Raw genomic sequence first — 18,922 nt, forward strand, 5'->3', positions numbered from 1 at the left:
GGCCCCCCTAGCATTCGAGCCATGACGGTCCTGCCTGACGACGGGCTCTCCCTGGCCGCCGAATTTCCTGACGCGACACATGAGCAGTGGCAACGCCTGGTCGAGGGCGTACTGCGCAAGTCGGGCAAGGAAGTATCCGGCGAGGCGGCGGAAGACGCGCTGTCCACCACACTTGAGGACGGGCTCATCACCCGCCCGCTGTACACGGCACGTCCCGACGGGGACGGCCCCGACACCGGCTTCCCGGGCTTCGCGCCCTTCGTGCGCGGCGGTACGCCCGCCGGGACGGGGACCTCGGGCTGGGACGTGCGCCAGCGGTTCGCGGGCAGCGACCCGGTACGGATCAACGAGGCGGCCCTCGCCGACCTGGAAAACGGCACCACCTCCCTCTGGCTGACCGTCGGCCGGGGCGGTCTGCCGGCCGACGGCCTCGCGCGGGCCCTGGAGGGCGTCTACCTCGACCTCGCCCCCGTGGTCCTGGATTCGGGAGCCGACTACGCCGACGCCGCACGGGCGTTGCTGGCCCTGTACGACGGGCGCGGGGTGGCCCCGAAGGACGCGCGCGCCTCGCTCGGCATCGACCCGCTGGGGCACGAGGCCCGTACGGGTGAGGCCCTGGACCCGGCGCCCGCCGTCGAACTGGCCCGGGAGACGGCCGCCTCCTGGCCCGGCGTGCGCGCGCTGACCGTGGACGCCCTGCCGTACCACGAGGCGGGCGGCTCCGCCGCCGAGGAGCTGGGACTGTCCCTGGCCACCGGGGTGGCGTACCTGCGGACCCTCACGGACGCCGGTCTCGGCATCGAAGCCGCCCTCGGACAGCTGGAGTTCCGCTACGCCGCGACCGCCGACCAGTTCCTGACCATCGCCAAGCTGCGCGCCGCCCGGCGCCTGTGGGCCCGGATCGCCGAGGCCTGCGGGGCCGCGGAGGCGGGCGCCCAGCGGCAGCACGCCGTCACCTCGCCGGTGATGATGACCCGGCGCGACCCTTGGGTGAACATGCTGCGCACCACGGTCGCCTGCATGGCGGCGGGCGTGGGCGGCGCGGACTCCGTCACCGTGCTCCCCTTCGACAGCGAGCTGGGCCTGCCGGACGCCTTCGCGCGCCGGATCGCCCGCAACACCTCCACCGTGCTGCTGGAGGAGTCGCACCTGGCCCGGGTCATCGACCCGGCCGGCGGCTCGTACTACGTCGAACGGCTCACGGACGAACTGGCCGAAGCCGCCTGGGAGTTCTTCCGGACCGTGGAGCGGGCCGGCGGGCAGGGCGCAGCACTGCGCTCGGGGCTGGTCGCGGAGCGGCTCGCCGCCACCTGGGCCGCCCGGTCGAAGAAGCTGGCCACGCGCCGCGAACCGATCACCGGCGTCAGCGAGTTCCCGCTGCTGTCGGAGAAGCCGGTGGTCCGCGAGGCCGCGCCCGCGCACCCGGCCGGCGGGCTCCCCCGCGTCCGGCGCGACGAGGCCTACGAGGCTCTGCGCGCCCGCAGCGACGCGCACCTGGCCGCCACCGGCGCCCGGCCGCGGATCTTCCTCGCGGCGCTGGGTCCGGCGGCCGCGCACACCGCCCGTGCCACCTTCGCCTCGAACCTGTTCCAGGCGGGCGGGATCGAGCCGGTCCACGACCCGGTGTCGGTGGACCCGGAGACGGCCGCCGCGGCCTACGCGGCGAGCGGTGCCGACGGCATGGCGGTGCTGTGTTCCAGCGACGCCCTGTACGAGGAGCAGGCCGAGGCCGTGGCCGCCGCCCTGCGCGCGGCGGGCGCGGGCACCGTGTTCCTCGCGGGCCGGCCCGGCACCGCCGGGCAGGCCGTGGACGAGTACGTCTTCGCCGGCTGCGACGCGGTCGCCGTGCTGTCCTCCGTACTCGACCGGATGGGAGTAGCGCAGTGAGCAGCATCCCCGATTTCTCCGAGCTCGCCCTCGGCGGGGCCTCCCCCGCCGCGACCGAGGACCAGTGGCGCGCGGCGGTGAAGGAGTCCACCGGGACCGCCACGGGCGACCTGCTGTGGGAGACCCCCGAGGGTATCGGCGTGAAGCCGCTGTACACGGGCCGGGACCTGGAGGGCCTGGACTTCCTGGCGACGTACCCGGGCGTGGCCCCGTACCTGCGCGGCCCGTACCCGACGATGTACGTCAACCAGCCCTGGACGATCCGGCAGTACGCCGGCTTCTCCACGGCGGAGGAGTCGAACGCCTTCTACCGGCGCAACCTCGCGTCGGGCCAGAAGGGCCTGTCGGTGGCCTTCGACCTGCCGACGCACCGCGGTTACGACAGCGACCACCCGCGCGTGACGGGTGACGTCGGCATGGCGGGCGTGGCGATCGACTCGATCTACGACATGCGCCAGCTGTTCGACGGCATCCCCCTCGACAGGATGTCGGTGTCGATGACGATGAACGGCGCGGTGCTCCCGGTCCTCGCCCTCTACATCGTGGCGGCGGAGGAGCAGGGCGTCTCCCCCGACAAGCTCGCCGGGACCATCCAGAACGACATCCTCAAGGAGTTCATGGTCCGCAACACCTACATCTACCCGCCGAAGCCGTCGATGCGGATCATCTCCGACATCTTCGCCTTCACCTCGCAGAACATGCCGCGGTACAACTCGATCTCGATCTCCGGGTACCACATCCAGGAGGCCGGGGCCACGGCCGACCTGGAGCTGGCGTACACGCTCGCGGACGGGGTGGAGTACCTGAGGGCCGGTCAGGCGGTCGGCCTGGACGTGGACGCGTTCGCGCCGCGGCTGTCGTTCTTCTGGGCGATCGGCATGAACTTCTTCATGGAGGTCGCGAAGCTGCGCGCGGCCCGGCTGCTGTGGGCGCGCCTGGTCAAGCAGTTCGACCCGAAGAACGCCAAGTCGCTGTCGCTGCGCACGCATTCGCAGACCTCGGGCTGGTCGCTGACCGCGCAGGACGTCTTCAACAACGTGACGCGCACCTGTATCGAGGCGATGGCGGCGACGCAGGGGCACACCCAGTCGCTGCACACCAACGCCCTCGACGAGGCGCTGGCGCTGCCGACGGACTTCTCGGCGCGCATCGCCCGCAACACCCAGCTGCTGCTCCAGCAGGAGTCGGGGACCTGCCGGTCGATCGACCCGTGGGGCGGCAGCGCGTACGTCGAGAAGCTGACGTACGACCTGGCGCGGCGGGCCTGGCAGCACATCGAGGAGGTCGAGGCGGCCGGCGGCATGGCGCAGGCCATCGACGCGGGCATCCCGAAGCTCCGGGTGGAGGAGGCCGCCGCCCGCACGCAGGCGCGGATCGACTCCGGCCGGCAGCCGGTGATCGGCGTGAACAAGTACCGGGTGGAGAGCGACGAGCAGATCGAGGTGCTCAAGGTCGACAACTCCTCGGTGCGCGCGCAGCAGATCGCCAAGCTGCGGCGGCTGCGCGAGGAGCGCGACGAGGCGCGCACCCAGGACACCCTGCGGGCGCTGACGAACGCGGCCGGCAGCGGGGAGGGCAATCTGCTCGCCCTGGCGGTGGACGCGGCGCGGGCCAAGGCCACGGTGGGTGAGATCTCGGACGCACTGGAGAAGGTGTACGGGCGGCACGCGAGCCAGATCCGTACGATCTCGGGTGTGTACCGCAACGAAGCAGGCGAGTCGCCGTCCGTGGAGCGCACGCGGGCCCTCGTCGACCGGTTCGAGGAGGCGGAGGGCCGTCGTCCGCGCATCCTGGTCGCCAAGATGGGCCAGGACGGGCACGACCGCGGCCAGAAGGTGATCGCGACGGCCTTCGCCGACCTGGGCTTCGACGTGGACGTCGGCCCGCTGTTCCAGACCCCGGCGGAGGTGGCCCGCCAGGCCGTCGAGGCGGACGTCCACGTGGTGGGCGTGTCGTCGCTGGCGGCCGGTCACCTGACCCTCGTCCCGGCGCTGCGCGAGCAGTTGGCGGAGGAGGGGCGCGAGGACATCATGATCGTGGTGGGCGGGGTGATCCCGCCGGCCGACGTGCCGACGCTGCTGGAGATGGGCGCGACGGCGGTGTTCCCGCCGGGCACGGTCATTCCGGACGCGGCCCACGACCTGGTGACGCGGCTGGCCGCGGACCTGGGCCACGAGCTGTAGGCGCCGCGCATGCCCCCGAAGATCGACATCGACGTGTACGTGAAGGGCGTGCTCGACGGGAAGCGTGCGCACATCGCGCGGGCGATCACCCTCGTCGAGTCCACCCGGCCGGACCACCGCGCCCTGGCGCAGGCCCTGTTGACGCGGCTGCTGCCGCATGCGGGAAGTGCGCGGCGGATCGGCATCAGCGGGGTGCCGGGGGTGGGCAAGTCCACCTTCATCGACGCGTTCGGCACGATGCTGACCGGGCTGGGCCACCGGGTGGCGGTGCTGGCCGTGGACCCGTCCTCCACCCGGACGGGCGGGTCCATCCTGGGCGACAAGACGCGGATGGAGCGGCTCGCCGTCGATCCGGCGGCGTTCGTCCGGCCGTCCCCGTCCGCGGGGACGCTGGGCGGGGTCGCCAGGGCGACCCGCGAGTCGATGATCGTCATGGAGGCGGCCGGGTACGACGTGGTCCTCGTCGAGACGGTGGGCGTGGGCCAGTCGGAGACCACGGTCGCCGGGATGGTGGACTCGTTCCTGCTGCTGTCGCTGGCGCGTACGGGCGACCAGTTGCAGGGCATCAAGAAGGGCGTCCTGGAGCTGGCGGACGTGCTGGCGGTGAACAAGGCGGACGGTCCGCACGAGCGCGACGCGAAGGCGGCGGCCCGGGAACTGTCGGGCGCGCTGCGGCTGATGCACCCGGTGGACGCCGCCTGGACCCCGCCGGTGCTGACGTGCAGCGCGCGGGAGTCGGCGGGGCTCGACGAGGTCTGGAACCGGCTCGAACAGCACCGGATGCTGCTGGAGGCGGGCGGCCGGCTGGCGGCCAAGCGGGCGGCTCAGCAGGTGGAGTGGACCTGGTCGATGGTCCGCGACGAACTGCTGGAGCGGCTGCGGGCCGATCCGGCGGTACGGGAGCTGGCTCCGGAGCTGGAGGCGGGGGTGCGGGCGGGTACCGTCACCGCCACCTCGGCGGCGGACCGGATCCTGTCGGCGTTCGGCCGGAACTGACGGACGGGCTGTCGGAGTGACCCGACGGCCGGGCGCGCGTCCGGCCGTCGGGTCGGGTCCGGCGCGGGGCGCGTCCGGGCCGTCGGGTCCCGTCCCGGCCGTCGGGTCCGGCGCGGGAGCGGGGGTCGTGCCTCCGCTCCCCCGCACCCCGTGCTTCCTGCGCGGTTACGCGTCGATGAGGACCGAGCCCGCCGCGCCCAGCACCTCGTGCAGGACGCGGGCCCGCTCGGCCGGCTCCGGGGAGGCCAGCAGCGCGGAGAGGACGGCGATCCGGGCCTGGCCGGCCCGCAGGGTGCCGGTCGGGACGGCCCCGGCGGCGACGAGGTCGACCGCGCCGCCGTGGGTGTAGATCTCGGTGACGGGACCGGCCGCGACCCGTGTGGTCAGCGCGACCAGGACCCCGCGGGCGACGGCGGCGGCCACCGCGTCCACGATCTCCGGGGTGGCGTTGCCCGCGCCGGTGCCCACCAGGACGATGCCCTTGGCGCCCGCCTCGACGGCGGCGTTCAGCAGCACCGGGTCGCCGTCGGCGTGGTGCATCACCATGTCCACGCGCGGCGGCAGCTCCGGCATCGCGGGCAGCGGCAGCGGGGCCGGCCGCTGCGGGCCGCGCAGTACGGCGACCTTTCCGAAGCCGACCTTGCCGAGGAGCTCCTTGGAGGGGTCGGCGAACGCGTCCAGGGCCACGGCCTGGGTCTTCACGGTGCCCCGGGCGGCGTGCACCCGGCCGGCGAAGGTGATCAGGACGCCGAGTCCGCGCGTGGTGGCGGCGGTGAGCAGGGCGTCGTAGAGGTTGCCGGGACCGTCGCCCTCGGCGGATCCCATGGGCAGCTGCGAGCCGGTGAACACGACGCTCCGCGCGTCGTGGTGGTGCAGGTCGACGAGGAAGGCCGACTCCTCCAGGGTGTCGGTGCCGTGCGTGACGACGATGCCGTCGACGCCGGGGTCGGCGAGCACCTCGTGGACGGTGCGCAGGAGGGTCAGCTGGTGGGCGGTGGTGAGCCGGGGGCTGTTCACGCTGAACAGGTCCACGACCTCGACGCTGACGCCCTCGGGCAGCGGGGCGGTGGCCATCACCTCGCGCCCGTCCGCCTCGGCGGCGAAGCCGGAGCCCATCCACCGGCTGGCTATCGTCCCGCCGGTGCTGATGACGACGATGCGTCCCATGCCTGGCCACCTTCCCTCGCGTAGATCTCGTACAGATTTCCTATACCCGGCAATGATAGTGAGATCTACGCGCAATGCGATTGCGCGTTCGAGCGCTGCCGTAATAAACCGTGGGCGATAATTGCGCCATGGATGCGATCGATCACGAAATCTTGCGCGAGCTTCAGCACGACGGCCGCCTCAGCAACCAGGAACTGGCCCAGCGGGTCGGCCTGACACCCTCCCCGTGCATGCGCCGGGTGCGCCAGCTGGAGCAGGACGGCGTGATCCAGGGCTACCGGGCCGTGATCGACCCGGAGGCCGTCGGGCGCGGGTTCGAGGTGCTGGTGTCGGTCGAGGTCAAGCGGGACCGGGAGGCCGTCGAGGCCTTCGAGGCGGCGCTCCAGGACATTCCCGACGTGATCGAGGCCTACCGCCTCTTCGGCAGTCCGGGCTGCCTGCTGCGCATCGCCGTCGCGGACCTGCGCGCGTACGAACGCCTGTGGATCGAGCGGCTGACGGCACTCTCCGGGGTCACCGAGGTCAACTCCCAGATCATCATGAAGCGCATCAAGGAACCGACCGGGCTGCCCGTCGGCACCCGGGGCGCCGAAAGTTACCGCCAGTAGGTTGCTCGTCCGGAGTTCTGGATCAACCCACTCTTCCTAGGTGACGATACGGGTTGGACTACTCACCGGTAGATGGTGACACTTCAAACGATCATTAGCGTTGCTGGCACTGACGGGGGATCTACCAGCGTGCGACGATATGCGTTCAACCTATTGGGCCCACTCGCGGTCAGGGCCGAAGAAGAGAAGATCAACGTCGGGGGACCGCGGCAGAGGACCATCCTGGCCATGCTCCTCCTGTCACCGAACCGGGCGGTTTCGGTCGACTCGCTCATCGAGGCGGTGTGGCCCGGCGGCCCGCCCGCGACGGCCCGCAACCAGATCGCGATCTGCGTCGCGGGGCTGCGGAAGGCCCTGGGCGAGAAGACCGGCAACGGAGAGCTGATCACCACCTCGCACCCGGGATACGTCCTCAACAGCGCCGAACACCACATCGACACGATCGAGTTCGACACACGCGTGCGCGAGGCTCGGAACCTGGCCCGCTCGGGCCAGACCGCCGCAGCCTGCGGACTGATCACCGAAGCGCTCGCGCTGTGGCGCGGGCCCGCCCTGGACGGACTCTCCGGCGACCGCATCGAGGCCGAGGCCGCCCAGCTGGAGTCCGTACGGCTGAGCCTGCGCGAGGAATACGCCGACCTGCAACTGAAGCTCGGCCGGCACCACACCGTCATCCCTGCACTGACGACGCTGGTCAAAGAACACCCGCTGCGGGAACAGGCCCGTGCCCACTTGATCCTCGCGCACTATCGGGCGGGCCGGCGGGCCGACGCGCTGGCCGTCTTCCGCGAGGGCCGCGACCTGATGATCCAGGAACTCGGCATCGAACCGGGCCCCGCGCTCCAGACCCTGCACAGCCTGGTGCTCAAGGATTCGCCCACCCTCGTGCTGCCCGTGCACAATCCGACGCCCGCGGCCCACACCCGGGCACCGGCCCAGCTCCCGGTCCAGTCGGCGTCGTTCACCGGACGCGCCACGGCACTGCGTGCGCTCGACGAGATGCTGGACGAGCGGTTCGGCCACTCCCCGCTGATGGTGGCTGCCATCAGCGGCGTCAGCGGCGTGGGCAAGACGGCCCTCGCGGTGCGCTGGGCGAACCAGGTGGCGGCGCGCTTCCCGGACGGGCAGCTCTTCACCGACCTGCGCGGGTACCACGAGAAGGAGGAACCGGTCACCGCCAGCGCGGTACTGGACCAGTTCCTGCGCGCCCTCGGGGTACCGGCGGCGCAGATACCGGCCGACCTCCACGAACGGGCCGGGCTCTACCGCAGCATGCTGGGCGGCACGCGCATGCTGATCGTGCTGGACAACGTACGGGACGTGGAGCAGATCCGGCTGCTCCTCCCGGGGAGCGGCCGCTGTTGCGTGCTGATCACCAGCCGGGACCCGATGGTGGAGCTGATCGGCGACTTCGCGCTGCTCCAGGTGCCGCTGCACGTCATGTCGCCCGACGAAGCACACAACCTGCTCGCCGAGATCGCCGGCGCCGCACGCGTCGAGGCGAGTCCCGATGCAACCGCCGACCTGGCCGCCCTGTGCGACCGGCTGCCGCTGGCGCTGCGCATCGCCGGCGCGCGGCTCGCCGCCAAGCCCTACTGGACGGTCCGCGATCTGGCGGCGCGCCTGCGTGACCAGCGCAGGCGGCTCGACGAGCTCAGCCTGGGCGACCTCGGCGTCCGAGCCGGGTTCCGGCTCAGTTACCGCGACCTGTCCCCCGCGGCCCGAGGGCTCTACCGGCGCATCGGCCTGCTGACCGTTCCCGATTTCGCCGCCTGGACGGCGGCCTCGCTCATGGGCACCGACTGCGCCGAAGCCGAGGCACTGCTCGAAGAACTGCTCGACGGGCAGCTGCTGTCGGTGTCCTCGGACTCCGGTCCGGCGGTGCGCTACCGCTGCCAGGACCTGCTGCGCGTGTTCGCCTGGGAGTGCGCGCAGGCAGAGGACGGCGAACATGAACAGGGCGCCGCCCTGGAGCGCGTCTACGCCTCCTACCTGCAGATCGCGGACGCCGCACGGCAGCGCCGCTACGGCGGAAGCCACCATCAGGGCTACGGCGTCCCGCTGGCCACGCCCCAGCCCGCCCACCTGGTCGACCACCTGATCGAGGACCCGATGGCCTGGTTCGAGTCAGAGCGCACGGCCCTCACGGACATCGTCTCGCAGGCCGCCGCCGCCGGGCGCAGCTCCTACGCCTGGGGGCTGACCGTGAACGCCACCATGCTGTTCGAGGCGAAGAACTACCTGGAAGACTGGCACACCTGCGCCAAGGCCTCCCTCGCCGCGGCACAGCACACCGGGGACCGGCGCGGCGAGGCGACGATGCTGCGCTCCCTCGGCACCCGCGCCATCTACCGGCGTTGCTACGAAGAGGCCGAGTCCTGGCTCGGGCCCGCGCTGGAGCTGTTCGAGAAGGAGGACGACCCCCACGGCCTGGCCGTGGTCCAGCGCAACCTGGCGCTGTGCCGCCGGTTCGTCGGCGACCTGCCCCGGGCCCAGGACCTGACGCGCCGCTCGCTCGACGCGTTCCGGCTGGCCGGAGACCTGGCCGGGGAATCGCACGCGCTGGGGCTGCTCGCCCAGATCGAACTGGAAAACGGCAGTGTCGAGACCGGCATCGCGCTGTCCAGGCAGGCCATCGAGAAGAGCCGTCAGGCCGGCAGCCCGCGCGGGGAGGCCCAGAACACCTACCGGCTCGCGGAAGCCATGCTGCGCCAGGGGGACCACCACAGCGCGGAGCAGGCCTGCCTCACGGTGCTGGAGCTGCTGGACAACGAGGGCGACAGGCTCGGCGAGGGGCACGCGCTGCGGGGCATCGGCGAATCGCGGTGGCGGCGGGGTGACGCGGACGGGGCCGTCACAGTGCTCCGCAAGGCGAAGGCTGCGGCGAAGGACGTCAACGACCGGTACCTGCACGCCCGGGCGCTGACCGATCTGGGCTGCGCCCAGCTGCTGCTGGGCCTGCCCGAATCACTGGACCGGCTGCGCGAGGCACGGACCGTCTTCACCGAACTCGGCGCCTCGGTCTGGGAGAAGCGGGCCGCCCGTTTGGTCGAGGCGACGCAGCAGGCCTTCCGGTCCAGCCCTCCCGAGCCGCCCTCGCCCGGGGAGCTGGCGCGACTGACGGACTCCTGAGCAGGCGGCCGCCATCGGCCACAACGGGTGAGGGGCCCCGGCCCCCCGGACTCGGTGTCCGGGGGGCCGGGGCCCCTCACATCGGGCCGGCGGGCAGGGAACGCCGACCCGGTCCGCTCAGGTCCAGGGGACCTCGTCGAGGGCGGCGCCGGTGACGACCGCGTCCCGGAACCCCTTGGGGGTCGGGGCGGTCCACGGGACCTCCGGCTCAGCGCCGGCCGTCACCGCCCATGCGCCCTTCGGGGTCGGGGCGGTCCACGGGACCTCCGGGGACGGCGCCTCCGGCCGGTCGGCCGCGGAGGCCGAGGCGACGCCCGTGACGGCCAGCGCGAACGCCGCGACGGTGGTGGCGATGATGCCGGCGGTGGTGTGCTTGCGCATGTCTTTCTGTCTCCCCCGTTGGTGGCCCGGCGTGTTCACCGGGCTGCTGAGGAAGAACTTACGGAGCTGCTCTATTGACTCGATATCAGTCGGATTTCGAGGCTCTTTCGAGCCCGCCCACAGCACTTCTCATGCGATCCTCCAGCCCCCTGCGAGCCCTCGTCGGCGGCTGCGGTGCAGGTGGGGAATGCTCACGACCAGGCGCCCAGCCGGGTCATGCGCTCGGCAACGGCCTCGGCGGTCGGCCGGTCGAGGTGTCCGGCCAGGGAGCCGTCGGCAAGGAAGAGAACCCGGTCCGCGTACGAGGCGGCACCCGGGTCGTGGGTGACCATGACGACGGTCTGGCCGCCCTCGTCCACGCACTCGCGCAGCAGCGCGAGGATCTCCCGGGCGGTGACGGTGTCCAGGGCTCCGGTGGGCTCGTCGCCGAAGATGACGTCCGGGCGGGTGACGAGCGCCCGCGCGATGGCCACGCGCTGCTGCTGGCCGCCGGAGAGCTCCCCCGGCCGGTGGCCGGCCCGGCCGTCGAGGCCCACGCGGCCCAGCACCTCCGTGAGCCATGCCTCCTCGATCCGCTCACCCGCGAGCCGCAGGGGCAGTTCCACGTTTTGGCGCACTGTCAAGGAAGGCACCAGGTTGAACGACTGGAAGACGAAACCGATCCGCTTGCGGCGCAGTTTCGTCAACGCCGTCTCGCCGAGCCGGGTCAGCTCGGTCCCGCCGACCTCGGTCGAGCCCGAGGTGGGGCGGTCCAGGCCGGCCGCACAGTGCATGAAGGTGGATTTTCCGGACCCCGAGGGGCCCATCACCGCGGTGAAGGTGCCCCGTGGAATCGCGACCGATACCCCGTTGAGCGCCCGGACTTCGGTTCCGTCCTTCCCGTACACCTTGGTGACGCCGACAAGATTGAGTGCGGGAGTCCGGTCACGGTCGGTGCCGCGTGACGACGTCACGCCGCTCGTCTCGGTCCTCATGTGGGGTAAGTCCTCTCGGCCGTAGGCTGTTCACTCCCAGCCTGCACGACGGATCTCTCTTCCCTCTATGCGCGCGGGCGAAGAAGCCGCCGCATACGCGGATCCCAGCGAAATCGAAGCGAAATCCAGCCAAAAGCCGCCCGTCCTACCTTCAGGATCTGTGCTCAATGCACAGTGTCCGAACGGGGTGAGGCATGGACTTCCGAATTCTCGGCCCAGTTGAGGCCAGGCGGGGTGACACCCGGATCCCACTCTCCGGGTCGAAGGTGCACACCGTACTGGCCGCGCTGCTGCTCTCCAGAGGGCGGGTCGTCTCCGATACCGCGCTCAGCTCCCTGCTGTGGGGGTGGGACCCCCCGGCGACGGCGGGCGCTCAGATTTACACCTACATGTCCCGGTTGCGCAAGCGGCTCGGTGACGATGTGGAGATCATCCGCCGTCAGCCCGGCTACCTGTTCGTGGCCCACGACAGCCGAGTCGACCTCCTTGAGTTCGAGGACCTGGAACGGCGGGGTCGCGAGGCGCTCAAGGCACACGCCCACGAGGAGGCGGCGGAGCTGCTCGACCGGGCCCTCGGGCTCTGGCAGGGACCCGCGCTCAGCAATGCCACCGGCCATCTGCGCGACATCGAACTCCCACGGCTGCAGGAAGCCCGGTCGCTGACCCTGGAGGCCCGGATCGAGGCCGATCTGGCCCTCGGCCGCCACGAACGAATCCTGGCTGAACTCACAGGCCTCGTCAGCCAGTTCCCACTGCGCGAGCAGCTGCGCGCCCAGCTGATGACGGCCCTGTACCGCTGCGGACGGCAGGCCGACGCCATGCGTGTCTACCACGACGGGCGCGCCGTGCTGGCGGAGCAGCTCGGGGTCGACCCCGGCGCCGCGCTGAACGCCACCTACCAGGCCGTCCTGACCGGAAGCCTGGCCCTGGACACCACGGACCCGGCCTCCGGGGCACCCGGCGGCGACCCGGTGCCGACGATGCTCCCCGCCGACGTGGAGGACTTCGTCGGACGCGCCGGCGAACTGGCCGTGCTGGACGCCGTGATCGAGCCGAGCGACGGCCCCGGCTGGCGGCCCCGGCGCTGCCTGGTGACCGGCATGGCCGGCGTGGGCAAGACGGCTCTCGTGGTCCACGCCGCGCACCGGGGAGCCCGGCACTACCCCGACGGGCAGCTGTACGCGGACCTGTCGGACCCCGACGGCACCCCGCGTGATCCCTGCACCGTACTGGTGCGGCTGCTGCGCGCGCTGGGCGAACGGCGGATCGAGGTTCCCGGGGTACAGGACGACCTCGAAGAGCTGGTCCGGCTCTACCGCGAGCGCACCGCCGACAAGCGGCTGCTCATCGTGCTGGACGGGGCTGTCGGCGATCTCCAGCTTCGGCCGCTGCTGCCGAACACGGTCAAGTCGGCCGTCCTGATCACCTGTCGGACCCGGCTGACGCAGGTGGCCGGGGCCCAGACCATGGCGCTCGCGCCGCTGGACGAAGCGCGGTCGCTGGAGCTGCTGGCCTCGGCGGCCGGCGGCTCCCGGGTGACGGCGGAGCCGGACGCCGCGGACGATCTGGTGGCCTACTGCGGGGGGCTGCCGCTCGCGCTGCGGATCACCGGGACCCGGCTCGCGGCCCGGCCGCACTGGCCGACCGCACGGCTCGCTGACCGGCTGGCCACACCGGCCGCACGGCTCGCGGAGCTGAGCTACGGGGACTTGAGCGTGAGCGACGCTCTGCGGCGCTCGCTGCGCTCGCTCCCGGCCACCGGGCTGCGGACCCTGCGGGGTGTGGCGCGCCTGCGCGGCGGAAACTGGACGGCGCAGGAGGTGGCCGGCGTCCTCGGGACGGCGGAGCTGGAGGCCGAGTACGGGCTGGAACAGCTCGTGGACGCCGCGTTGATGGACATCGCCGGTGTCGACGCGCAGGGCCGGCCGATCTACCACTGCCACGAGCTGGTGCTGCTGTTCGCCCGCACGCTGGAGGAGCGGGCCGTCGTCCCCGCCCAGCGGGCGCTGTCGGAAACGCCCATGTGGTGAACCTCGTCCCGGGGCGCAGATCCGCCCGCCGCCGCACCATCGGGCGGCCGGACGGCGCCCCGGGACGCTCCCGGGCTCACCAGGCGCCGCGGGGGCGGCGGAAGACCGGGGTGTGCCGGTCCACGGCCGGGACCAGCAGGGTGCGCACGACCGTCCACACGTCGGAGACGACCCGCTCGCGCGGAAGCCGTTCCGGGCCGGTGACGGCCGCCGTGGTGATCTCCCACATGGCGGCGACGGCGGCCGCGGCCCAGGCGTCGGAGCTCGGGCGGGCGGGGCGGGCCACGGCGCGGCCTCCGTCGAGCCTGCCGGCCAGTTCAGCGGCCTCGCGGCGACGGGCCCCGGCCGCCGCGCCGGTGTCCGGATGCCGCAGCAAAAGGGCGGAGGCGGGGTGCTCGTACACGTGGCGCACCCAGGCCGAGGTCCGCATCCGCTCGCGGGCCTCCCAGTCGTACGTGGAACCGGGATCGGCGGCGGCCACCACGGCGGCCAGTTCCTGCACGTACGCGTCCCACTCCTGTCCCTGGGCGGCACGGTCCGGCGGGGTCAGGGCCAGTTCTACGGTCATCGCAGGTCTCCTCGTCTCAGTCGTGCGGGTGAATGTGGGTGCCCGACGGGGCCGGGCCGTGCGGCCGTGCCACGGCTGCCGCGTAGCGGTCGCCGAGGTCCAGGTCCTCGACCGACCACCGGGTGGTGGGGCCGTCCTGCGTGTGTTCGACCACCACCGGCCCCGATGTCCGCGGGTGGGTTTCCAAGCGGTTCAGCTCGGTGCCGACGAGACCCAGGCCCACGGCCTTGAGCACCGCTTCCTTGCGGGTCCAGCACCGCAGGAAGAGACCGTCCCGCCGCGGGCCCGGGGGCGTGTCCAGGAGGGCTTCGCGTTCTGCGGGGGTCAGGGCCATCTGGGCCAGGTGGTCATTGGACGGGTCGCCGATGGTGCGCAGCGCCTCTATGTCGACGCCGACGGCGGTGTCCGAGCGGACGGCGATGACTCCGCGGGACGCGGTGCGGGAGATGCTGATGGCGACGGGCAGGCCGGGGCGCTCCAGCCGGGGCGGCCCGTGGTGCGGGTCGCCGCAGCCGGGGCAGGCGGCGCGACCGAGGGTGATCTCGTGCGCGGGGATGCCGAGGACGGAGCCGAGGGCGCGTCGGGCACCGGCCCGGGTGGCAGCGTAGGCGGCGGCATCGGCCGGCTTGCGATAGCGCCGCAGCCGGTCCAGTTCGGCGGGCCCGAGCAGGACCACGTCGGCAGGAACGGCGTGTGCGGGCAGGTCCCACCACCAAACGTGGGTGCGGCCGAGCAGCCGCGTCTCGGCGTTCGCGTAGGCGAGTTCGGGCACGTGGGGCTCCTTTTCAGGCCGGCAGGAGAACGGCTTGGACCAGGCGCAGCAAGGCCTTGCGGTGCCGTTCGAGGTAGAAGTGGTCACCGGGGTAGACCCGGTGGTTGAAGCCGCCCGTCGTCAGGTGGGACCACTGGAGGGCGTCGTCGACGGGGACGAGGGGGTCGGCGTCCCCGACGAGTGCGGTGATAGGTGCCCGCACCGGGTCGAGTTCGGCAAGGGCGGGTCGGTAGCGGGCGCTGAGCCGGTAGTCGGCCCGCAGTGACGGCAGGAGCAGGGCGGCGAGTTCGGGGTCGTCGAGCAGTTCGGTGTGGGGTGCGCCGAGCCGCTGGATCTCGGCGATCAGCGCCGGGTCGTCGTAGGAGTCGACGTCGACGGGTTCGCCGAGGTGCGGAGCCTGGGCCCCGGAGACGAAGATGCGCTCGGGGGTGCTGCCGTGGTCGCGCTCCAGCCGGCGGGCGACCTCGTAGGCGACATCGGATCCGAGGCTGTGCCCGAAGAAGGCGTACGGCAGGTCGAGCAGGGGGTGCAGCGCCTCCGCGATCCGGTCCGCGAGCTCGTCCATGTGCTCCAGGGGAGTCTCGCGGAAACGGTCCTGTCGGCCCGGCAGCCGGGCGGCGAGCACCTCGATCCCGCTGGGCAGCCCATCGCTCCAGTCGCGGTAGAGGCTGGCGGCGCCGCCCGCGTGGGGGAAGCAGACCAGCCTCACCCGCGGTGCGGCGGTACGGGCCTGGCGGCGGAACCAGCGTGTGGTGTCTGCTGTGAGGGTGGTGGCGGGCAGGGCCATCGGGTCTCCGGTGTGCGTCTGGGGTGCGGGCAGGCTCGGCCGCGTGCGGTCAGTCGGTCATGGCGACGAGGATCCGGCGCGCTCCGGTGAAGGGCCTGCGGCCGTGCCCGACCGAGACGTTGTCGATGAGCAGCAGGTCGCCGGTGTTCCAGTCGACGTCGACGGCGGTCTCCAGACCCCGGTCGCGGACCTGGAGGACGTGGGCGTCGGGGATGGGGCTGCCGTCCGCGAAGGTGACGTACTGCGGGAGTTCCTCCGGCGGCAGGAGCTGGGCGAGCGCGCCGGCGGCCTCGTCACCGAGCGAGGCGGGGTGCCACTGGTCGGCCTGGTTGAACCAGACCTCCGCGCCGGTGACGGGGTGGCGGACGGTGGCCGGGCGCAGCAGGCTGACGCGCAGACCGCCGTCGGGCCGCCAGTCCCAGTCGGCACCGGTGCCGCGCAGGTACTCCTCGACGACGGTGCGGTCGTGGGTCTCGAAGGTGTCCTGCCAGCTCTTGCCCAGCCCCATGCCGTCGTGGAGGTTCTGTGTGTAGCGCACGCCCGGGGCGAAGGCCTCGCGGACCTCGGGGTCGAGGGCGGCCAGCCAGGCCTCGCCGTCGACGACGGGAGTGGCACCGCCGGTCTCCGCGGCCTGCTGGCAGAAGAAGGCGAGGCGGGTCGGCCAGCTCTCGGCGTACGAAAGCTCGTTGTGCATGGAGATGGTGAACTGCTGCGGGTACTCGGTCGAGGTGTAGAGGTTGTCGCCGACCTTGGTGCGCGGGGAGTTGCCGTGGACGTAGGCGAGGCGGTTGCGCAGGATCAGGTCGAGGGCTCGGTCCACCGTGTCCGCGGTCAGGCCGAAGCCGCGGAAGACCAGTGCCTTGTGGGCGAGGAGCAGTCGGTCGACGTTCTCCGTGTCGGAGAGGTAGGACAGCAGGCCCTCGGGGGTGGCCTCGGTCCCGGTGTCGGCGGAGGTCAGTTCCAGCAGGGGGGTGCGGGCCGTGTCGGCGGCGGGGAAGATCGCGGTGGTCACGTCGTTCACTTCTCTCGGTTCTGGGCGGAAGGGGTCTTGGTCTCGGGGCCCGCGGCCGGACCCGCCGGGGCCGGGACGACGGGGGTACGGGCGGCGGTGACCTCGGGGTCGGACTCGGGCGGGAAGCCGGGGAGGTCGGCGTTCGGCAGCAGCAGGGACAGCAGGGCGAGCAGTCCGAGGCCGGCGGCCACGCCGAAGACGGTGCGGGTGCTGCCGAAGTGGTCGAGGGCGAAGCCTCCGATCACCATCCCGAAGGAGGAGGCGCCGGTGGCGATCAGGCCCATCGCGGCTCCGACACGGCCCTGGAGCCGGTCGGGGGTGACCGTCACCTGGTAGATGCCGCCGGCGACATTGGTGATGCTGCCGATCATGGCGGCGGCCAGGAAGATCAGGCCGAGCAGGAGCGGGTTGTCGGTCAGGCCCACGAGCGGGACGAGCAGGGCCCAGCCCACGGTGCCGCCGATGAGCATGCCGCGCAGGCTGACGCGACGGATCCACCAGGAGCCGGTCAGGGCGCCGAACATGCCCCCGAGGCCGCTGACGGCGGTGACGACGCCGACGACGCCCGCGGAGCCCCCGCCCTCCTTGATGATGACGATCAGGGCGAGCGAGACCACCTGGAAGAGCAGGTTGGTCCCGCTGATCAGCAGCATGCCGTTGCGCAGGAACCGCTGGCGCCAGGTCCAGGCGAGGCCCTCCCGCACCTCCGCGGTGATGTTCCCGGGCTGCTCGGTCCGCTCCTCCTGAAACTTCTTGCGGATGAGGAGCAGCGAGCACAGCGACACCAGGTGGGAGACCGTCGCGAAGAGGAACGGCGCCGAGCGGCTGACGGCGTACAGGACGCTGCCGCCGGGCTGGCCGAGGAAGCCGGCCGCCTGCGTGCGAGCCTCGTTGCCGGACATGGCCTGCGGGAGCTGCTCGACCGGTACGACGTGGCGTACGGCGGCCCGTTCGGCGAGCCGGTAGAAGATCGCCAGGCTGCCCTGGGCGAACGCGGCCGCCATCAGCAGCCAGATCCACAGGTGTCCGGTGAGGACGGCGGCGGCCACGGCACCCGTGGCCGCCAGGCAGCCGAGGTCGCACAGGATCATCAGCCGGCGCCGGTCGAAGCGGTCCACGACGGCGCCGGCGTGCAGCTGGACCAGCAGGTTGGGCAGCAGGGCAGCGAAGCCGACCAGGCCGGCCGAGCCGGCCGAGCCCGTGGTCCAGATGACCAGCAGCGGGTAGGCGATGCCGCTGACGCGGGCGCCGAGGGCGGTGGCCCCGGCGCTGACCCACAGCAGGATGAAGTCGCGGTTGCGGCGCAGGGGCACGGGGCGGGCCTGCTCGGGCTCGCCGGATCTGACGGGGGCGGGTGCCGTGGTCATGACCGCACCGCCCCACCGGTCGCGTCGGCGAGGGCGCCGTGGCGGATCCACTCCAGGACGGCCATCGCACTGTGCATCTTGTTCTCGGCCTGGTCGAAGGCGATGCTGGCCGGGCCGTCGAGGACCTCGGCGACGACCTCCTCGCCCCGGTGGGCGGGCAGGTCGTGCATGAAGACGGCCTTCGGAGCGTGCTTCCACAGGGCGGGGGTCACCTGGAAGGGGGCGAAGCGCTCGCGCCAGTCGGCGTCGGGCTTGGTGGTGCCGGTGGTCTGCCAACGGGTGGTGTAGACGACGTCGACGTCGACGGGCAGGCCCTCCATGTGGTGGGTCTCGGTGACGGTGGAGCCGTAGCGGGCGGCCTGGGCCTTTGCGCGTTCCAGGATCTGCTTCTCGACTCCGTAACCGGCCGGGGTGCGCAGTTCGAGCGCGGTGCCGGGGAATCGGGTGAGGGCCAGGGCCAGGGCCGCCGCGGAGTTGTTGCCCTCGCCGACGTACAGGACGCTGAGGCCTTCGACGCGGCCGAAGGTCAGCTGGAGGGTGGTCAGGTCGGTGAGCCCCTGCGTGGGGTGCTCGGCGGCGCTCATCGCGTTGACCACGGGCAGCCGGCCGCCACCGGTCAGGCCGAGGAGCTCCTCGTCCGTGCCGGCCGTCCGGGCGACGAGCACGTCGAGCATGCGGGCCATGACCCGGCCGGTGTCCTCGACGGTCTCGCCGGTGTTGACCTGGAGGTCGTCGGGTCCGTACGTGACGATCTGCGCGCCGAGCCGCAGGGCTCCGGCGGAGAAGGCGGTACGGGTGCGGGTGGAGGTCTTCTTGAAGTAGATGCCGGCCACCCAGCCGGCGAGGGAGCGCTCGGCCGCCCCGCGTCCGGCGGCGAAGTGTGCGCCGCGGGTGACGATGGAACGCAAGTCCTCGTCGGTGAGGTCGTCGATGGAGAGCAGCCGGCGGGGGGCTGCCGATGCGGTGGTCATGGGATGCCGTCCTTAGCTTCGGGAGGCGGTTGGGAGGGGGGCGGGTGGGGTCCGGGCCGGCCCCGGCGGGGGCCGGCCCGGCAACGG

Annotated in this window: 15 protein-coding genes; 6 read left to right on the forward strand and 9 right to left on the reverse strand. The window is 72.4% G+C overall.

Annotated features, from left to right (window positions below):
• Positions 1-21 precede the first annotated feature (21 nt).
• From SLAV_RS10175 to meaB, 3 genes are read left to right on the forward strand one after another with little or no spacing between them, the layout of a single operon-like run.
• On the forward strand, positions 22-1,887 hold the full coding sequence (locus tag SLAV_RS10175; RefSeq protein ID WP_030238226.1) for a methylmalonyl-CoA mutase family protein: 1,866 nt from the start codon (positions 22-24) through the stop codon (positions 1,885-1,887).
• Positions 1,884-4,070 (forward strand): methylmalonyl-CoA mutase, encoded by a 2,187-nt coding sequence (gene scpA, locus SLAV_RS10180; protein WP_030238223.1) that lies wholly within the window; start codon positions 1,884-1,886, stop codon positions 4,068-4,070. The genes SLAV_RS10175 and scpA overlap by 4 nt, the downstream gene beginning before the upstream one ends.
• Before the next feature lie 9 nt (positions 4,071-4,079).
• Positions 4,080-5,066: a methylmalonyl Co-A mutase-associated GTPase MeaB gene (meaB, locus tag SLAV_RS10185; protein WP_030238221.1), complete on the forward strand. Its 987-nt coding sequence runs from the start codon at positions 4,080-4,082 to the stop codon at positions 5,064-5,066.
• A 165-nt stretch (positions 5,067-5,231) separates the two neighbouring features.
• Here meaB and SLAV_RS10190 read toward each other — a convergent pair whose 3' ends face one another.
• Positions 5,232-6,233, reverse strand: a complete 1,002-nt coding sequence (locus tag SLAV_RS10190; protein WP_030238220.1) for an asparaginase — start codon at positions 6,231-6,233, stop codon at positions 5,232-5,234.
• Positions 6,234-6,361: 128 nt separating this feature from the next.
• Here SLAV_RS10190 and SLAV_RS10195 point away from each other — a divergent pair, with 128 nt between their 5' ends.
• Positions 6,362-6,841, forward strand: a complete 480-nt coding sequence (locus SLAV_RS10195) for an Lrp/AsnC family transcriptional regulator (protein ID WP_030238217.1) — start codon at positions 6,362-6,364, stop codon at positions 6,839-6,841.
• Positions 6,842-6,913: 72 nt separating this feature from the next.
• Positions 6,914-9,973 (forward strand): AfsR/SARP family transcriptional regulator, encoded by a 3,060-nt coding sequence (locus SLAV_RS10200; RefSeq protein ID WP_100660854.1) that lies wholly within the window; start codon positions 6,914-6,916, stop codon positions 9,971-9,973.
• A 117-nt stretch (positions 9,974-10,090) separates the two neighbouring features.
• Here SLAV_RS10200 and SLAV_RS10205 read toward each other — a convergent pair whose 3' ends face one another.
• Both SLAV_RS10205 and SLAV_RS10210 read right to left on the reverse strand, forming a co-directional pair.
• Positions 10,091-10,354 (reverse strand): hypothetical protein, encoded by a 264-nt coding sequence (locus tag SLAV_RS10205; protein ID WP_030238213.1) that lies wholly within the window; start codon positions 10,352-10,354, stop codon positions 10,091-10,093.
• A gap of 191 nt (positions 10,355-10,545) precedes the next feature.
• On the reverse strand, positions 10,546-11,328 hold the full coding sequence (locus SLAV_RS10210; RefSeq protein ID WP_030238211.1) for an ABC transporter ATP-binding protein: 783 nt from the start codon (positions 11,326-11,328) through the stop codon (positions 10,546-10,548).
• Between the two features lie 266 nt (positions 11,329-11,594).
• On the opposite strand from SLAV_RS10210, the gene SLAV_RS10215 reads away from it, so the two are divergent.
• Positions 11,595-13,358 (forward strand): AfsR/SARP family transcriptional regulator, encoded by a 1,764-nt coding sequence (locus SLAV_RS10215; protein WP_234333835.1) that lies wholly within the window; start codon positions 11,595-11,597, stop codon positions 13,356-13,358.
• Positions 13,359-13,434: 76 nt separating this feature from the next.
• Here SLAV_RS10215 and SLAV_RS10220 read toward each other — a convergent pair whose 3' ends face one another.
• From SLAV_RS10220 to SLAV_RS10245, 6 genes are read right to left on the reverse strand one after another with little or no spacing between them, the layout of a single operon-like run.
• Entirely contained in the window at positions 13,435-13,926 is a 492-nt protein-coding gene (locus tag SLAV_RS10220; RefSeq protein ID WP_051841338.1) for a hypothetical protein, read from the reverse strand.
• 16 nt (positions 13,927-13,942) lie between these two features.
• Positions 13,943-14,698 (reverse strand): 4'-phosphopantetheinyl transferase family protein, encoded by a 756-nt coding sequence (locus tag SLAV_RS10225; RefSeq protein ID WP_037688390.1) that lies wholly within the window; start codon positions 14,696-14,698, stop codon positions 13,943-13,945.
• Positions 14,699-14,711: 13 nt separating this feature from the next.
• The gene (locus SLAV_RS10230; protein ID WP_037688387.1) at positions 14,712-15,485 is read right to left on the reverse strand and encodes a thioesterase II family protein; all 774 of its coding nucleotides are present in this window, start codon (positions 15,483-15,485) and stop codon (positions 14,712-14,714) included.
• A gap of 49 nt (positions 15,486-15,534) precedes the next feature.
• Entirely contained in the window at positions 15,535-16,497 is a 963-nt protein-coding gene (locus SLAV_RS10235) for a TauD/TfdA family dioxygenase (protein WP_234333834.1), read from the reverse strand.
• A gap of 5 nt (positions 16,498-16,502) precedes the next feature.
• On the reverse strand, positions 16,503-17,864 hold the full coding sequence (locus tag SLAV_RS10240) for an MFS transporter (RefSeq protein WP_051841337.1): 1,362 nt from the start codon (positions 17,862-17,864) through the stop codon (positions 16,503-16,505).
• Positions 17,861-18,835 carry an ornithine carbamoyltransferase gene (locus tag SLAV_RS10245; RefSeq protein WP_037688384.1) on the reverse strand — a complete coding sequence of 325 codons (975 nt, stop codon included), beginning with the start codon at positions 18,833-18,835 and terminating at the stop codon, positions 17,861-17,863. Before SLAV_RS10245 ends, SLAV_RS10240 begins: the two co-directional genes overlap by 4 nt.
• Positions 18,836-18,922 lie beyond the last annotated feature (87 nt).

Origin of the sequence: Streptomyces lavendulae subsp. lavendulae (genome assembly GCF_002803845.1) — a bacterium.
Lineage (GTDB): Bacteria > Actinomycetota > Actinomycetes > Streptomycetales > Streptomycetaceae > Streptomyces > Streptomyces lavendulae.